Origin of the sequence: Stappia sp. (genome assembly GCF_048261845.1) — a bacterium.
Classification (GTDB): Bacteria; Pseudomonadota; Alphaproteobacteria; order Rhizobiales; family Stappiaceae; genus Stappia.
Genome location: NZ_JBLXFR010000032.1, coordinates 1 through 16068, shown reverse-complemented (window position 1 = coordinate 16068; position 16068 = coordinate 1). Strand labels below are relative to the sequence as shown.

Sequence of the window (16068 nt, the reverse complement as noted above, 5' to 3'; positions counted from 1 at the left end):
ATCTCGCCACTGCCATATCCGCGCCGCGCGGGCAGGAACCGGCCCTTCAGGTGATGGCCTTCAGGTGATCGCCCGGATGCTTTCGGCGATCTCCTCCGGCTCGAACACACCGAGCCAGTCCTCGCGCATCAAACGGGGCTTCCCGTTGGCGATCGCCTTGTTGCAGGCGTCCGAAAAGGCCCCCTCGACCTCGCCCATGACAACAGCGCCCAGGATGTTGAGATGGCCGAGCAGGAAATCCCGGGCCGCCACCGGATCGACACCGCGACGCACGACCTCGTCCATCGCGTCCTTCATGACCACGAGCAGGGTGGCGCAGACCGTTTCGGACAGGCCGGGTTCAAGCAGGGCCATCTGCTCAACCGTGACGCGATGCGAACGCAGGATCGGCCCGTAGATCGTGCGGGCGATCGCCTCGCCGATGGCAAAGTGCTCCTCCGGTCCCTGCATCAGGGCGCTGACGATGGACTGCCGCGCCGCGACGCCGCCGAAATAGTCGCGGCGGCCGGCAGGCTCGGTCTCGTCGTTGAAGATCGGCGGATGGCAGGGATGGGAAACGAAATAGGTGACGTCCGCGCGCTCGGGGAAGTGACCTGCAAAGGGCGCAGCCGCATCGAGCGCCATGACGATGGTGCCCGGCGCGAGCTTCGGCACCACGGCGGCCGCGACCGCCTGGATCGCCGTATCCGGCACGGCAAGGATCACGGCGCCCGCGCCGGCCAGCGCTTCGTCGGTTCCCACACACTCGATCCCCAGGGCCGCATGCAGGCGCGCGCGGCCCGCCTCGCCGATCTCCACATGCGCAACCTCGTAGGGAGATCCCTTCAGGTTGGCGGCGAGGCGGACGCCCATTTTTCCACCGGCTCCAAGCAGTGCAATCTTCATTGTCGCTCTCCTGTTTGAGCGCGATCAAACCGATCATTCATCATGTTGTCAACTGGTATGATGAGATGATAATACTCCCCGCACTGGATGCATCCGCTGCCGCGCGCGAGGATGCGTTCGCGCCTGACCATTGCCGCCTGCACAGAGAGACCCCGATGGAACGCCTCTACGCCCGCTACGATGTCGAAAGTCCGGTGCCGCTCGCCCAGGTGGCCGAGACGATCGCCGGCGAGCAGTCCTGCGGGACGTTCATGCGCCTTCCCGGGGAAACGGATGCCTTGCGAGAGCGCGCCGGCGCACGGGTCGAGGAAATCGTCGAGACCGGCAGCTCACAAACACCCTCCCTGCCGTGCCGGACACCAGGTTCCCTCTATCGGCGCGGGGAACTGCTGCTCTCCTGGCCGGTCGACAATTTCGGGCCGTCGCTGACCAACGCGCTCGCCACCGTTGCCGGAAACCTCTTCGAGCTGGCGGAGGTTTCGGCCCTGCGGCTGCTCGACGTCACCTTTCCCCAGAGCTTCGCCCGCGCCTATGAAGGCCCGGCCTTCGGCGTCGCCGGCACACGGTCCCTCGCCGGCGTTCATGACCGGCCGATGATCGGCACCATCATCAAGCCGAGCGTCGGACTGTCAGCGGAGGAAACGGCCTCAGTCGTTGCCGAACTCGTGGCCGGCGGCATCGACTTCATCAAGGATGACGAGTTGCAGGCCGACGGCCCCAACTGCCCGTTCGAGGCAAGGGTCGATGCGGTGATGCGCGTCGTCAACGACCATGCCCAGCGCTCCGGGCGCAAGGCCATGGTCGCCTTCAACATCACCGGCGAGGTCGACGAAATGAAACGCCGCGCCGATCACGTCGCCGCCGCGGGCGGCACATGCATCATGGTGAGCCTGCACTCGGTCGGCCTTGCGGGGCTCGGCGCGATCCGGCGACACGCCAGCCTGCCGCTGCATTGCCATCGCAACGGCTGGGGGCTGTTCTCCCGCTCCCCCGACATCGGCATCGCCTATGAGGCCTGGCAGAAATTCTGGCGCATTGCGGGCGCCGACCATCTGCATGTGAACGGCTTGGCCAACAAGTTCTCCGAGGACGACGCCTCGGTCATGGCCTCCGCCCGCGCCGTGGGCAGCCCGCTTTTCGGGCAGGAGACCCCGTTTGCCTGCCTGCCCGTCTTTTCCTCCGGGCAGACGGCCGCGCAGGTGGAGCCGACCTACCGGACCCTCGGGACGCCCGACTTTCTCTATTGCGCCGGCGGCGGGATCATGGGTCATCCGCTCGGTGTCGCGGGCGGCGTCGCCAGCCTGCGACAGGCGGCCGAGGCCGCCATGGCCGGCATCCCCATCGACGAGCATGCGAGGCACCATCCGGAACTCGCCGCGGCGCTCGCCCTCTTCAAGGGCAAGCGCTGATGCCGACCGGACCGCTCATCTCCTATTATGGCGACGATTTCACCGGTTCGACGGACGTGATGGAAGCCCTGTCGTCGCATGGCATCGAGACGGTCCTCTTCACCCGCCTGCCTGACGCCGACCTCATGACGCGCTTCGCCCACTGCCGGGCCATCGGCCTTGCCGGCACCAGCCGCAGCCGCTCGCCGGAGTGGATGGACGAGAACCTTCCCGGCGCCTTCGCCTGGCTGAAATCGCTCGGTGCGCGCTTCTGCCACTACAAGGTCTGCTCCACCTTCGACAGCGCACCGCAACGCGGGTCCATCGGCCGGGCGATCGAGATCGGACTGCGGACGTTCGGCCAGATGCAGGTTCCGGTCATCGTCGGAGCACCCCAGTTGCGCCGCTACACGTTCCTCGGCCAGCTTTTCGCCGGCTACCGGGACGAGGTCCACCGCATCGACCGCCACCCGGTCATGTCACGCCATCCGGCGACGCCGATGCGGGAAGCGGACCTGCTGGTTCATCTCGCCGCGCAAACGGACCTGCCCTCGCGTCTCGACAGTCCGGTCGATCCGGTCCTCGCACGGGAGGCCGCAGGCGATGCACGCATCGTGCTGATCGATGTCCATGACGAAAACAGCCAGCGCCGCGCGGGTACCGCGCTGACACGCCGGCAACCGGAAACCGGCCCGCTGGTCTTCGGCTCGTCCGGCGTCGAATACGCGCTTGTCGAAGCCTGGCGCGCGGAGGGGCTGGACATGGCCCGGCGGACCTTCGATCCGCTCGCGCCGTGTGGGCGCATGGCCGTCGTCTCGGGGAGTTGCTCTCACACCACCGCAAGGCAGATCGAGACCGCCTGCGCCAACGGGTTTCGCGCCATCCCCATCGACCATGCCGCGCTCGTCTCGGGCCAGGGCCGCGAGGCCGCCTGCGACCGGGCTCTCAAGGAGGCATCGCGCGTGCTCGATGACGGGCTGAGCCCCATCATCCATACAGCGCTCGGCCCGCCCGAAGGGCCACTGGCCGAGACCGGCAATGACGACGCGGCGGGGCGGGCGCTTGGCGCAATGCTCGGGGAACTGATGTCGCGACACCGGCTCGGGCGTATCGCGATCGCCGGCGGCGACACGTCGAGCCACGCGCTTGCCGCGCTCGACATCCAGGCCCTGACACTGCGCCACCCGATCCCCGACAGCCCGGGCTCGCCGGTCTGCCTCGGTCACGGCCCCGGACCCAAGCCCGTGGAACTGATCCTGAAGGGCGGGCAGATCGGCAAGGACGATTATTTCACGCGCCTGCGAGACGGCAAGCTGACGGGCGAATAGACAGATCCGTCGCCGGGCGCGACCGGGATCGTCGCGACGTCAGGTCTTTGCCTGCACCGGCAGATGAATGGAGTTCGCCACCTCGATCAGATGCGGCGCGATCTCCTCCCGCACTCTTTCCAGCGACCATTTCAGGCTCGAGATGGAGCATTGGACCGTTGCCACCGGGCGGCCGTCGCCCGTCATGATCGGCGCCGCGATGCCGATCTCGTTCATGATGTTCTCGCTCTGGGTCAGGCCATAACCGCAGACGATCGCCTTCTCGATCTCCTCGGCGATCTTCGCGCGGTCCAGCGTGGTCTTCGGTGTCAGCGCCGTAATCGGCCAGGTCTCGATCGCCTCCTTGCGCTCCGCCTCGCCAAGCCGGGCGATCATGGCCCGGCCGCTCGAGGTCGTGAGAGCCGACAGTCGCCGCCCGGCGATCATCGCGCCGAATGCTGTCAGTTGCGTGGGAATGCGGATCACATAGACGATCTCGGTCCCGGCGAGCCTTGCGACATTGACGCGCTCTCCAAGCTGCCGGCCAAGCTCGATCATCTTGGGCATGGCCAGTTGAACGAGCGGATCCGCCCAGAGATAGGCATTGCCGAGCTCCAGCGCTTTTACGGAAGGACTGTAGCGCCGCGAGTCCGGGTCCTTCTGGAGATAGCCGATCTTGTGGAGCGTGTTGGTCAACCGTTGGGCAGCGCTCTTGTCGAGGCCGGTCAGCTCCGCGATTTCCGTAAGTCCCAGAACGGTGTGGCGCTCGCCGAACACGTTGAGAACGCGCATGCCCTTTTCCAGAGATCCGACAAACAAGGTGTCCTGCTTTTCCTTCGCCACTCGAGCTCTCCCTGTCGGTGCCGTCGAAGAATTGCGCAAGGGCCCGACGAACGGGCGCTCAGGATTCTTGACAGGCGTAAACGCGCTTCATACGCTCAACCATAATACGGTTTCTCGTATTATTATATAATAAAACCCAACCAGAGGGACCGGTCCCCGCGCCGGTTGAAAAGCAGATGAACCCACGTCTCCTGATGAGTTCCGTCGCGTTGACCTTGGCCATGGTTGGCAGCAATGCCCTGGCCGACAAGGCAAGCGACACGCTCAATGCCGCTTTCACCAAGGAACTGGAATCGGTCGACAGCTACTTCAACTCGGCCCGCGAGGGCGTCATCCTGCAGCGCTCGATCTGGGATGGCCTGCTCTATCTCAACCAGGAGACCGGCGAGTACGAAGGCAATCTCGCCACCTCGTGGCAATGGATTGACGACACGACGCTGGAGCTGAAGCTTCGCGAAGGCGTCAAGTTCCACAATGGCGAGGAATTCGACGCCGACGACGTGGTCCATACGGTGAAATTCGTCGCCAACCCGGAGAACGGCGTTGTCGTCCAGCGCAACGTCAACTGGATGAAGGACGCGGAGAAGGTCGACAAGTACACGGTCCGCATCATGACGAACGGTCCGTTCCCCGCCGCCCTGGAGTTTCTCGCCGGACCGGTGTCGATCTATCCGAACGAGTATTATGCCGAGGCGGGCCCCGCAGGCATGGCGCTGAAGCCGGTCGGAACCGGCCCCTACATGGTCGAGAGCGTCGACCCCGGCAAGCATTTCGTCCTGAAGAAGTACGAGGGCTACCACGGCGGCCCGAAGGGCAAGGCGACGATCGGCACCGTCGACATCCGCACCATTCCCGATGTGAACACCCAGCTGGCCGAGATGTTCAGCGGCGGTCTCGACTTCATCTGGGGCGTGCCGGCCGATCAGGCGGAAAAGCTCGCGGCCATGGGCCGTCTCAACGTCGTCAACGAGAGCACGATGCGCATCGGCTATCTCGAGCTTGACGCGGCCGGCCGCAGCGGCGCCGACCATCCGATCACCAAGCGCGCCGTTCGCCAGGCGCTCATGCACGCGATCGACCGCAAGGCGATCGTCGACAACCTGCTCAAGGGCAAGTCGAAGGTCGTCCACTCGGCCTGCTTCCCGAGCCAGTTCGGCTGCGAGCAGGACGTCACGACCTACGAATACGACCCGGAGAAGGCAAAGGCCCTTCTGGCCGAGGCCGGATACCCGGACGGCTTCTCCGTCGACCTCTACGCCTATCGCGACCGGGGCTATGCCGAAGCGATGCTGGCCTATCTCGCGGATGTCGGTATCACCGCCAACCTCAAGTACCTTCAGTACTCGGCCCTGCGCGACATGCGCCACAAGGGCGAGACCAGCATGAGCTTCCAGACCTGGGGCTCCTACTCGGTCAACGACGCATCGGCGATCACCAGCCAGTTCTTCAAGCATGGCGTCGAGGATTTCGCACGCGATGACGACGTGAAGGCATGGCTCGACATCGCCGACACGGCCGTCGATCCGGCGGTGCGCAAGGAGAACTACTCGAAGGCGCTCAAGAAGATCGCCGACGAGGCCTACTGGGTGCCGCTGTTCTCCTACAATGCGAACTACGTGTTCACCAAGGACGCGACCTACACGCCGACCCCCGACGAGGTGGTGCGCTTCTTCCACGTGCGCTGGAACTAGCACCGTCAAGCAAGCATCCCGCACCTTCACCGGTGCGGGATGTCTGCGGCCCGCCACCGCTTAACCGTTCCCGGAACTCGGGCGCGACAGGCAGCCAGGGGACAGCCGCGCCTTCCTTTCACGGGGAAGCCGGCAGCCTGACGATCGGAACCACACATGCTTGTCTTCACTTTGAAACGGCTGGGACTTGCCGTCCTGGTGACGCTGACGGTGTCACTGCTCAGCTTCAGCCTGCTGTTCATGTCCGGCGACCCCGCCTCCGCGATCGCGGGCGAAAACGCGAGCGCCACGGACATCGAGGCCATTCGCGCGCTCTACGGGTTCGACCGCCCCTTCATGGTCCAGTATGTCGACTGGTTGTCGGGCGCCCTCACCGGAGATTTCGGCCAGAGCTACTATTTCAAGCTGCCGGTCTCGACGCTGATCGCCGACCGGTTGTCGACGACCATGCTGCTGGGCGTTTGCGGCATCTCCTTCGCCCTTCTGACCGCCATCCCGCTCGGCGTCCTGGCCGCCATGCGTCCCAATTCGCTGATCGACCGGGGAGCACTGTTCCTGTCCGTCATGGGGCAGGCGATGCCGAGCTTCTGGTTCGGCCTGGTGCTGATCGTCATCTTCTCGATCCAGCTCGGCTGGTTGCCGCCGTCCGGCTCCAGCAGCTGGAAACACTTCATCATGCCGACCATCGTGCTCGGCTACTACGCCATGCCGGCCATCATGCGCCTGACGCGCGCCGGCATGCTGGAAGTGCTCAACGCGGACTATATCCGCACGGCCCGCGCCAAGGGCGCCAGCGAAACGCGTGTGATGTTCAAGCACGCCCTGCGCAACGCGGTCGTGCCGGTGGTCAGCCTTGCCGCGGTGCAGATGGGCTTCATGCTCGGCGGTTCCATCGTCGTGGAGTCCATCTTCGCCCTGCACGGCGCCGGATATCTTGCCTGGGAATCCATCTCCCGCAACGACCTGCCGACCGTCCAGGCGCTGATCCTGATCTTCTCCTGCTTCTACATCGTGTTCACATTCCTGTCGGATATCGCCAATGCCTGGCTCGATCCGCGCATCCGGGTGGGCTGACATGGCGCGCACAATCGAAACAGTCGCCGAGGAACTGCGCGCGCCGAGCCCGGCCGCGATCCTGCGCAAGCGTGTCTTCGGCCACTACGGCCTGGTCTTCGGGCTGGCGGCCCTTGCGGTGATCGTCCTGATCGCGCTGCTCGCGCCGCTTCTGGCCGGTCACGATCCCTATGCCCAGAACCTGGTGGCACGCATGAAGCCCCCCTTCTGGATGGCCGGCAGCGACCCCGAACACCTGCTGGGCACCGATCATCTGGGACGCGACTACCTGGCCCGGCTTCTCTACGGGGCCCGCATCTCGCTCGCGATCGGTCTCTTCGCGGCACTGATCTCCGGCCTCATCGGCACGGCGATGGGTGTTGCCGCCGGCTATTTCGGCGGACGCGTCGACCTCGTCGTCACCTTCCTCATCAACGTCCGCCTGGCCATGCCGGTGGTGCTGGTGGCGCTCGCCGTCGTTGCCGTTCTCGGCGGCTCGCTGCAAGTGGTGGTCGGCGTGCTCGGGCTGCTCCTCTGGGATCGCTTCGCGGTGGTCATGCGGTCCTCCGTCCTGCAGGTGCGCGATCTGGAATACGTCAATGCCGCCAAGGCAATCGGCTGTTCGACACGGCGCATCATCCTGCTGGAGATCATGCCCAACGTGGTCAACAACCTGATCGTTGTCGTGACCCTCGAGATGGCACACGCGATCCTGCTCGAAGCGGCCCTGTCCTTCCTCGGCCTTGGCGTGCAGCCCCCGACCCCGTCCTGGGGACTGATGATCTCGGAAGGCAAGCAGATGATGCTGTTCGAGCCCTGGCTGATCGCCATTCCCGGCGTCGCGCTTTTCATCCTCGTGCTCGCCATCAACCTCCTCGGCGACGGGTTGCGAGACGTGACCGCACCGGAGAACAGGGGATGACCATGACCACGGAACCGATCCTCAAGGTCGAGAACCTGACCATCGACGTCCCCATGGCACAGGGCACGCTGCATGCGGTGCGCGGCATCGACTTCGAGCTGCGGCGCGGCGAAACGCTCTGCATCGTCGGCGAGAGCGGCAGCGGAAAGTCGCTGACCTCGCTCGCCCTGATGGGGCTTCTGCCCAAAAAGATGCGCTGCAAGGCAGCAAGGCTCGACTTCTCCGGCGTCGACCTGCAGCGCCAGACGCCGAAGGCGATGCGCGCCCTGCGGGGCGATCGCATGGCGATGATCTTCCAGGAGCCGATGACGTCCCTGAACCCGGCCTACACGATCGGCGACCAGTTGATGGAGGCCCTCCTCCTCCACCGGCCCGTCAGCAAGGCGGAGGCGCGCGAGCGGGCCGTCGAGCTGCTCGGCAAGGTCGGAATCACCGCCGCCGAAAGCCGGCTCGGGCAGTATCCGCACCAGCTCTCGGGAGGCCTTCGCCAGCGCGTCATGATCGCCATGGCGCTGATGTGCGAACCCGAACTGATCATCGCCGACGAGCCGACCACGGCGCTCGACGTGACGATCCAGGCGCAGATCCTGCGGCTGCTCGCCGATCTCCAACGCGAGATGAACATGGCGATGATCCTCGTCACCCATGACCTCGGCGTCGTCGCGCGGATCGCCGACAAGGTGGTCGTCATGTATGCGGGCGAGGTCGTCGAGAACGGCAGCGCGCGGGAGATCTTCGAAAACCCGCGCCATCCCTACACCCAGGGCCTGCTCCGCTGCATCCCGGTGCCCGGCAAGACGAAACCCGGCGAGCACCTGGGGTCCATCCCCGGCATCGTGCCGTCGCTGATCGGCAAGGTCGAGGGCTGCGCCTTCCGCTCGCGCTGCGAACTGGCCGAGGACGCCTGTTCCTCCTCCGTGCCCGTCCGGCGCCCCGGCGCGGACCACGCCTATCGATGCATACACGACGTCCCGGGAGGCGCACCGGCATGAATGACAAGGCAACTCCCCCCGTTCTCGAACTCGCCAACGTCACCAAGACCTATCAGGTGAAGCAGGGGCTCTTTTCCGCGCCCAGGCCGCTTCATGCCCTCGGCGGTGTCAGCCTGCGCATCCACAAGAAGGATGTGCTCGGCCTCGTGGGCGAATCCGGTTGCGGCAAGTCCACGCTGGCGAAGGTCCTGCTCGGCCTCGAGGCTCCAACGTCCGGCAAGGTCCTGGTCGACGGCAAGGAGATCACGAGAAAGGAGCGCAAGCTCCAGGCCCGGCGCATCCAGCCCATCTTCCAGGACCCGTACTCATCGCTCAATCCGCGCAAGAGCATCGAGGACATCATCGCCCTGCCGCTCGTTGCCCACCGGATCGGGGATGCCGCCTCCCGCGCCGGTTCGGTGCGGCGCATGCTCGATCTCGTCGGCCTGCCGCAGCGGGTGCTGAAGGGCTATCCCAACCAGCTTTCCGGCGGACAGCGCCAGCGGGTCGCCATTGCACGAGCGCTGGTCATGAATCCGGAGATCGTCATCTGCGACGAACCGACGTCGGCGCTCGACGTGTCCGTCCAGTCGCAGATCCTCAACCTCCTGGGCGACCTGCGCGAGGAACTCGGGCTGACCTACCTGTTCATCAGCCACAACCTGGCGGTGGTCGAGCATCTGGCGACGCGCGTGGCGGTCATGTATCTCGGCCGCGTCGTCGAGGAGGCACCCGCGGCCGAGCTGTTCGCCGGACCGCGCCATCCCTACACGCAGGCCTTGCTGGAATCCGTGCTCACGCCGGACCCGAACCTGTCGGTGCCCGACACGCATCTGGGAGCCAGCTATCCCAACCCGATCGCCCCGCCGGCAGGATGCCATTTCCATCCCCGCTGCGCGCAGGTGCGCGACATCTGCAAAACCACCCCGCCCCCGCATGTGACCGGTCCGAACGGCCACGTGGACTGCCATCTCCACACCCTGCCGACAACCTGACCGGGGCCCAGCAATGAGCAATTTCTCGAACTCGCAAACCACACGCAAACACGTCGTCGAAACGCGCGGCGGCGTCGTTGCCGCCCAGCACCGGGTGGCCGCCGAGGCGGGAGCTGTCGTGCTCGAGGCGGGCGGTGATGCCATCGACGCGGCCGTCGCCGTCTCCTTCGCCATCGGCGTCGTCGAACCGTGGATGAGCGGGCCGGCGGGCGGCGGGGCCATGGTGATCTGGCGCGAGCAGGAGCAGGAGGCACGCACGGTCCAGTTCGGCATGCGCTCGCCTGCAACACTCGACCCTGCCCGCTATCCGCTGTCGGGCAACAAGACGGCAGGCGATCTTTTTCCCTGGGCGGCCGTGGTCGAGGACCGCAATATCCAGGGCGCGACGGCCATCGCGGTGCCGGGAACCGTTGCCGGGATGGAGCTCGCCCACGGCACCTACGGAACGCTTCCGTGGAAGGATCTCGTCATGCCCGCGGCAGAGCTCGCCGACAAGGGCATGCTGATCGACTGGTACGCCTCGCTGCTGATTGCCTCGGTGGCGCGCGAGCTTGCCAAGGACGCGGACGCGGCGGCGCTCTTCCTCGACGACGGCACCTGGCCCAAGGTCGCCGGCTGGACGGCGCTGTCCCAGGCCCGCCTCAACCAGGAGACGATGGCCGCGACGCTCCGGCGGATCGCCGAGGCGGGCGCCCGAGACTTCTATGAAGGCGACATCGCCGCAGCGCTTGCCGACGACGTTCAGGCCAAGGGCGGCTTCCTGTCCCGCCAGGACCTTGCCGCCTACAGGGCGCTGCTGACACCGGCGCTCGACGTCGCCTATCGCGGCGGCGTGGTTCACGCGGCGGCCGGCCTGACCGCAGGCGGAAACCTTGCCGAATGCCTGACACTGATGGAAGGCGACTTCACGCCCGGCGCCGCGCCGGACGCCCGCAGCTTCGCAGAGACGGCCCGCGCGCTTGGCAAGACCTACGAGCGCCGCCTGCGCGAGATGGGCGACGGGGACGCCCCGCATGCGCCCGCCTGCACGACGCATTTCAGCATTGTCGACCGGCACGGCAACATGTGCGCGGTCACGCAGACCCTGTTGTCGATCTTCGGATCGCGGGTCGTTTCCCCGTCCACCGGCCTGTTGATGAACAACGGCATCATGTGGTTCGACCCGGAACCCGGCAAGCCCAACTCCCTTGCTCCGGGCAAGGCCTGCCTGATGAATGTCTGCCCCACCATCGGGGAGAAGGACGGGCGCCGGTTCGCCATCGGCGCTTCCGGCGGACGCAAGATCCTGCCGGCAGTGCTCAACCTCACCTCCTTCCTGATGGATTTCGGCATGTCCCTGGAGGAGGCCTTCCATCACCCGCGCATGGACAACAGCGGCGGCGGCACGATCGTCGCCGACGAGACCCTCTCGCCGGAGGTGATCGCGGCGCTGGAGGCCGTGCATCCGGTGACGACGACCAGACGGACCGTCTTTCCCTATGCCTTCGCCTGCCCGGCCGGCGTGATGCGCAAGGACGGCATGAACATGGGTTGCACGGAAATCATGTCGCCCTGGGGCGACGCCATAACCGAGAACAAGGGAGCCTGACGTGGCCGACCGCGACAGCGCCATCGCGCGCATCGACACCTATCTGACATCCGGCGCATACGAGCAGGAGCTCGGCCGGATGATTGCTTTCGAGACGGAAAGCCAGGATCCGGGCCAGCGCCCGGAACTGATGCGCTATCTGGTCGAGGAGATCGCTCCGAAGCTCGAAAGCCTCGGCTTTGCCCACCGGATCATGGCCAATCCGGCCGACCCGACCGTTCCCTTCCTCTTTGCCGAGCGTATCGAGGATCCCTCGTTCGAGACCGTGCTGACCTACGGCCATGGCGACGTGATCCGGGCGCAGACCGACCAGTGGCGCGAAGGGCTCCACCCCTTCCGCCTGGTGCGCGAGGGCGACAAGCTCTACGGCCGGGGCACCGCGGACAACAAGGGCCAGCACTGCATCAACATCGCAGCGCTCAGGACCGTCATCGAGGAACGTGGCGCACTCGGCTTCAACTGCAAGATCGTCATCGAGATGGGCGAGGAATGCGGATCTCCGGGTCTGGCGGAACTGTTTTCGCAGAACTGCGATGTCTTCGCAGCCGACGTGCTGATCGCCTCCGACGGTCCGCGCCTGCATCCCGACCGGCCGACCCTGTTCATGGGTTCGCGCGGCGCCGTCAATTTCGACCTGCGCGTGGAGCTCAGGGACGGCGCGCATCATTCCGGCAACTGGGGCGGGCTCTTGCGCGACCCGGCGATCGTGCTTGCCCATGCCATCGCCAGCATCGCCGACCGTCGCGGCCAGATCCAGGTGCCCGAATGGCGGCCGTCAAGCCTGACGCCGGCCGTACGCGAGGCATTGAAGGACTGTCCGGTCGGCGGGTTCGACGGCCCCAAGGTCGATGCCGACTGGGGCGAGGAAAGCCTGACCCCGTCCGAGCGCGTCTTCGGCTGGAACAGCTTCGCCGTACTTGCCCAGTCGAGCGGCGTGCCATCGGCTCCGGTCAATGCGATCTCGGGACGGGCCAACGCGCATTGCCAGCTGCGCTATGTGGTCGGCACCGACCCGGATGACATCCTTCCTGCCCTGCGCCGTCACCTCGACGCGCACGGCTTCGGGATGGTCGAGATCATTCCCGCCGACCGCGGCTTCTTCCACGCAACGCGGCTTGATCCCCACCACCCGTGGGTGACGCGGGTCAAGACCTCGATCGAGACAACGACCGCCAAGAAGGCCGCCATCCTGCCGAACCTTGCCGGTTCGCTGCCGAACGAGACCTTCGCGGAAATCCTCGGCCTGCCGACCGTCTGGGTGCCGCATTCCTATCCGGGCTGCTCCCAGCATGCACCGGACGAGCACGCGCTGCTGTCGATGACCCGTGAGGCCCTGGCCATGATGACCGGCCTGTTCTGGGATATCGGCGAGACAGACACCGCGCGCCGGTAACATGCTCCCCCTGAACCGGCCTCGCTTCATCGTCTGTCTGCTTCCGCAAGAAGGAGGCAGACGATGAAGCGGTCGAGAGTCTTTGGGAGCAGATCACCGGCCGCTTGAAGAAATCTCCGCCAGGTGGTTGGTCCGGTCGCCGGTCTCTGCCGCACCCGTGGCATCGGCAACGCGGCCTTCAACACATACTGTCCGAATACGGAAAGTGCGTCTGACGGAGCCAGGACGCACCGGCGAACGTCGACAAGGTTCCATCAAACGGGGCAATCATTGAACAGCAACGGCCGATTGCCCGGCGTTCTGGTGGTTCACTGTTGCTGTTCCGGAACTGCCATTCGTGTTGCCGCGAACAATGCGCCTGCTGAAAGGATGACCAGCATCCCGAACGCGATCCGATATGCCGTTCCGGAGGCGGAGATGCCGACCTGCTCAATCACGGCAACCACGGCGATTGCACCGATTGCACCTCCAAGGCGTTGGGCAATGTTGATCAGGGTCGCCGCGTCGCCAGTCTTGGTCTTGGCGACCTCGCCATAGGCGGCCGCAATGGCGGGCATTTGAGCGAGAGCCAGCCCCGCGCCGCGTGCAAGCAGAAGAATTGCGACGGTTCCGGAGGCAAGAGGCGCCGATGAAAGGAAGGGAATAGTCGTCAAGGTCAGCAAGGCGCCCCCGGCCAGAGAGACACGTCTTGGTCCAAAGCGATCCGTCAGCATCCCCGCCACGGGCAAAACGAAGGCCGAACCAAGCCCCATTGCCAGAAGCATGAGACCAGCTTCGCTTGGTGTTTGTCCGGCGCTGCGTTGCAGGAAGATCGGCAGGAGGAGCAATCCCCCGTACATGGCGGCGCCGGTCAGTCCTGCGGTCACAACGGGAGCAGCAAAACGTGCCCGCTGCAGCAGTCCGACATCAATCAGCGGCTCGCGGGCACGAACGGCATGAACAACAAAGAGCGCAGACAGGCCCGTACCGAGGGCCGCGCTGGCTAGAGAGAGCAGGTTGAAGTTGCTCGATCCGATCTCGGCAGCTCCGTAAAGCAGGAGCGGAAGCCCCAGGCCGATCAGCACCAACCCGGTTGTGTCGACCCGGTTTTGCGAGAACTTCTCGCCGGGCGATATGTGGCGCCTGGCGCCGATCAGGACCGCTATCCCCACCGGCACGTTTATCAGGAACAGCCACCTCCAGGAGGCTGTATCGATGAGAACACCACCGAATGCAGGACCCAGTGCCGGTCCGAGTGCGACGGCGAAACCCACAGTTCCCATGAGCCGTCCCAGTTGGCGCCGATCCGCAGTGGCCGCCAAGACCGCTTGTCCGGCGGGCACCATGAGCCCTGCGGCAAGCCCCTGCAGGCAGCGCGACGCAATCAGAAACGCCAGGTTCTGCGCAAACGCGCAAAGGACCGAAGCAAGAACGAAGACCACGACACTGCCAGCCCAAAGGCGGCCGTTTCCGAGCCGCCGTCCCAGCCAGCCCGTGAGGGGCAGCGAAACGGCAAGCGCTATCAAGTATCCGGTCGCCACCCACTGCACACCTGACAATGGTGCGTCTAGATCGGACCGGATCGTCTCCAGGGCGAGGTTGACTACGGTGGAATCAAGCATGGCCATAAAGGCGCCCGAACCCGTGATCGCGGCAATTGCCCAAAGGCGGCCCGTAACTTCGGGAGGCGACGGTGACATGGACCCCAACTCTTCACAGACGACAGTGGCGACTTTTTATGGTACGCACGTATCATAAAAAGACAGAGCAAGCGAGGGTTCTCTCCGATGCCACGAACCGTCGACCATGACCAACGCCGCTCCATGGTCCTGAAAGCCTTCATGGCAGTGGCGGCGCGCGAGGGTTTGCACGCGGTTTCGCTGCGAGCCGTTGCTGCTGAAGCCGGCATCTCGCTGCGGCTGGTGCAGTATTACTTCGATACGAAAGCGGGATTGATGCGGTCGGGCCTCGCTCATCTGGAGGAGCTGAGCAATGGGCGTCTGAGGGCCCGACTTCAGTCTCCCGGGCAATCTTCCACCGCTCGCGCGACACTTGAGGCATTGTTTGCCGTCGCGCTTCCCACAGATGTTGAAAGTCGCCAGTTCCATCAGCTCTGGACGTCATATGCGATGCTCGCAATGACGGATCCGGAGATTTCGGATCGAACTTTTGTCGAGAGCCCGAACCGCTTGCAAGAGCGGGTCGGTTCAATATTGAAGCGGGGAAAGGCTGCAGGGGAATTCATTCGTGAAATCGATCCAGAGGCGGAAGCGCGTATCCTTGTGGCTTTGATTCACGGTCTCGGTACCGCCGTTCTCGTCGGTCAGCAGAGCGCGGAAGCCGCATCCGCCAGCTTCGGGTATCACCTCGACCGCCTGACCGGGAAGATCCCGGGCTGCGGGTGAGCTGGACGGCCATGAAAACCGGCCGCCACCGCTGCACGATCGCCGCGGTGGCTCAGTGGACATCTCCGATGAGCCGCAAGGTCTCGGCAGACGCGGCAGCAGCGGGGGACATGTCATTCACGTCCGATCTCCCGCGACATCCCCGCGAACGGTTCCCCGCGCAGCGTGCCCTGATCGCGAAGCCTGGACCGTAGGAGGGTCGAGTTTTCCGGCTCATTCCACGATGACCGGCTGGTTGCGCCGCCGGGATCCCGCAAGGCGATCGGTGCGTTGTATCCGATCGCCGAAGACGGAAAGCACGCCCGATGCAACCAGGACGCGCCGCCGCACGCGGGCGAAACGAAGAGTGCATCGCAGGCTGCACAGCGCGGGCCAAACGCAAAAAACGCCTCGAAGGGGCCTCGAGGCGTTGTTCGTGCGTGCTGGTCTTGGTGATTTTGGTTGCGGGGGCAGGATTTGAACCTGCGACCTTCAGGTTATGAGCCTGACGAGCTACCGGGCTGCTCCACCCCGCGTTAATCTTGGAATATATTCACGTAGAGGTTTTGTTTTTTTGCGCTTTGCGGGCCTGGCGGCGACCGACTCTCCCACGTCTTGAGACGCAGTACCATTGGCGCTGGGGCGTTTCACTTCCGAGTTCGGGATGGG

13 protein-coding genes, 1 tRNA gene and 1 rRNA gene are annotated in these 16068 nt (G+C 65.2%); 10 read left to right on the top strand and 5 right to left on the bottom strand.

The window, feature by feature from the left end; translation table 11 throughout:
* Positions 1–60: 60 nt before the first annotated feature.
* Positions 61–885: a phosphogluconate dehydrogenase C-terminal domain-containing protein gene (locus ACN0T5_RS13685; protein WP_417769158.1), complete on the bottom strand. Its 825-nt coding sequence runs from the start codon at positions 883–885 to the stop codon at positions 61–63.
* Positions 886–1040: 155 nt separating this feature from the next.
* Between ACN0T5_RS13685 and ACN0T5_RS13680 the strand changes: the two genes are divergently transcribed.
* A complete protein-coding gene (locus tag ACN0T5_RS13680) occupies positions 1041–2294 on the top strand; it encodes a ribulose-bisphosphate carboxylase large subunit family protein (RefSeq protein ID WP_417769157.1) in 1254 nt (417 codons plus the stop codon).
* Complete coding sequence (locus ACN0T5_RS13675; RefSeq protein WP_417769156.1) at positions 2294–3601, top strand: four-carbon acid sugar kinase family protein; 1308 nt, start codon at positions 2294–2296, stop codon at positions 3599–3601. Before ACN0T5_RS13680 ends, ACN0T5_RS13675 begins: the two co-directional genes overlap by 1 nt.
* A 39-nt stretch (positions 3602–3640) precedes the next feature.
* On the opposite strand, the gene ACN0T5_RS13670 is transcribed toward ACN0T5_RS13675, so the two are convergent.
* A complete protein-coding gene (locus ACN0T5_RS13670) occupies positions 3641–4423 on the bottom strand; it encodes an IclR family transcriptional regulator (RefSeq protein WP_417769155.1) in 783 nt (260 codons plus the stop codon).
* Positions 4424–4599: 176 nt separating this feature from the next.
* On the opposite strand from ACN0T5_RS13670, the gene ACN0T5_RS13665 reads away from it, so the two are divergent.
* From ACN0T5_RS13665 to ACN0T5_RS13635, 7 genes are all read left to right on the top strand, one after another.
* Positions 4600–6114 (top strand): ABC transporter substrate-binding protein, encoded by a 1515-nt coding sequence (locus ACN0T5_RS13665; RefSeq protein WP_417769154.1) that lies wholly within the window; start codon positions 4600–4602, stop codon positions 6112–6114.
* A 156-nt stretch (positions 6115–6270) separates the two neighbouring features.
* A complete protein-coding gene (locus tag ACN0T5_RS13660) occupies positions 6271–7188 on the top strand; it encodes an ABC transporter permease (RefSeq protein WP_417769153.1) in 918 nt (305 codons plus the stop codon).
* 1 nt (position 7189) lies between these two features.
* On the top strand, positions 7190–8089 hold the full coding sequence (locus tag ACN0T5_RS13655) for an ABC transporter permease (RefSeq protein WP_417769152.1): 900 nt from the start codon (positions 7190–7192) through the stop codon (positions 8087–8089).
* Positions 8086–9081: an ABC transporter ATP-binding protein gene (locus ACN0T5_RS13650; protein ID WP_417769151.1), complete on the top strand. Its 996-nt coding sequence runs from the start codon at positions 8086–8088 to the stop codon at positions 9079–9081. Before ACN0T5_RS13655 ends, ACN0T5_RS13650 begins: the two co-directional genes overlap by 4 nt.
* Positions 9078–10055: an ABC transporter ATP-binding protein gene (locus ACN0T5_RS13645; protein ID WP_417769150.1), complete on the top strand. Its 978-nt coding sequence runs from the start codon at positions 9078–9080 to the stop codon at positions 10053–10055. Before ACN0T5_RS13650 ends, ACN0T5_RS13645 begins: the two co-directional genes overlap by 4 nt.
* Before the next feature lie 13 nt (positions 10056–10068).
* Positions 10069–11643 (top strand): gamma-glutamyltransferase, encoded by a 1575-nt coding sequence (locus tag ACN0T5_RS13640; RefSeq protein WP_417769149.1) that lies wholly within the window; start codon positions 10069–10071, stop codon positions 11641–11643.
* A gap of 1 nt (position 11644) precedes the next feature.
* The gene (locus tag ACN0T5_RS13635) at positions 11645–13036 is read left to right on the top strand and encodes a M20 family metallopeptidase (protein ID WP_417769148.1); all 1392 of its coding nucleotides are present in this window, start codon (positions 11645–11647) and stop codon (positions 13034–13036) included.
* Between the two features lie 308 nt (positions 13037–13344).
* Here ACN0T5_RS13635 and ACN0T5_RS13630 read toward each other — a convergent pair whose 3' ends face one another.
* The gene (locus tag ACN0T5_RS13630) at positions 13345–14715 is read right to left on the bottom strand and encodes an MDR family MFS transporter (RefSeq protein ID WP_417769147.1); all 1371 of its coding nucleotides are present in this window, start codon (positions 14713–14715) and stop codon (positions 13345–13347) included.
* Positions 14716–14838: 123 nt separating this feature from the next.
* On the opposite strand from ACN0T5_RS13630, the gene ACN0T5_RS13625 reads away from it, so the two are divergent.
* Positions 14839–15420 (top strand): TetR/AcrR family transcriptional regulator, encoded by a 582-nt coding sequence (locus tag ACN0T5_RS13625; RefSeq protein WP_417769146.1) that lies wholly within the window; start codon positions 14839–14841, stop codon positions 15418–15420.
* A gap of 438 nt (positions 15421–15858) precedes the next feature.
* Here the strand turns inward: ACN0T5_RS13625 and ACN0T5_RS13620 are convergent.
* Positions 15859–15935: transfer RNA gene (locus tag ACN0T5_RS13620), tRNA-Met, on the bottom strand.
* 51 nt (positions 15936–15986) lie between these two features.
* Positions 15987–16068: ribosomal RNA gene (rrf, locus tag ACN0T5_RS13615) — 5S ribosomal RNA — on the bottom strand; the annotation flags it as partial.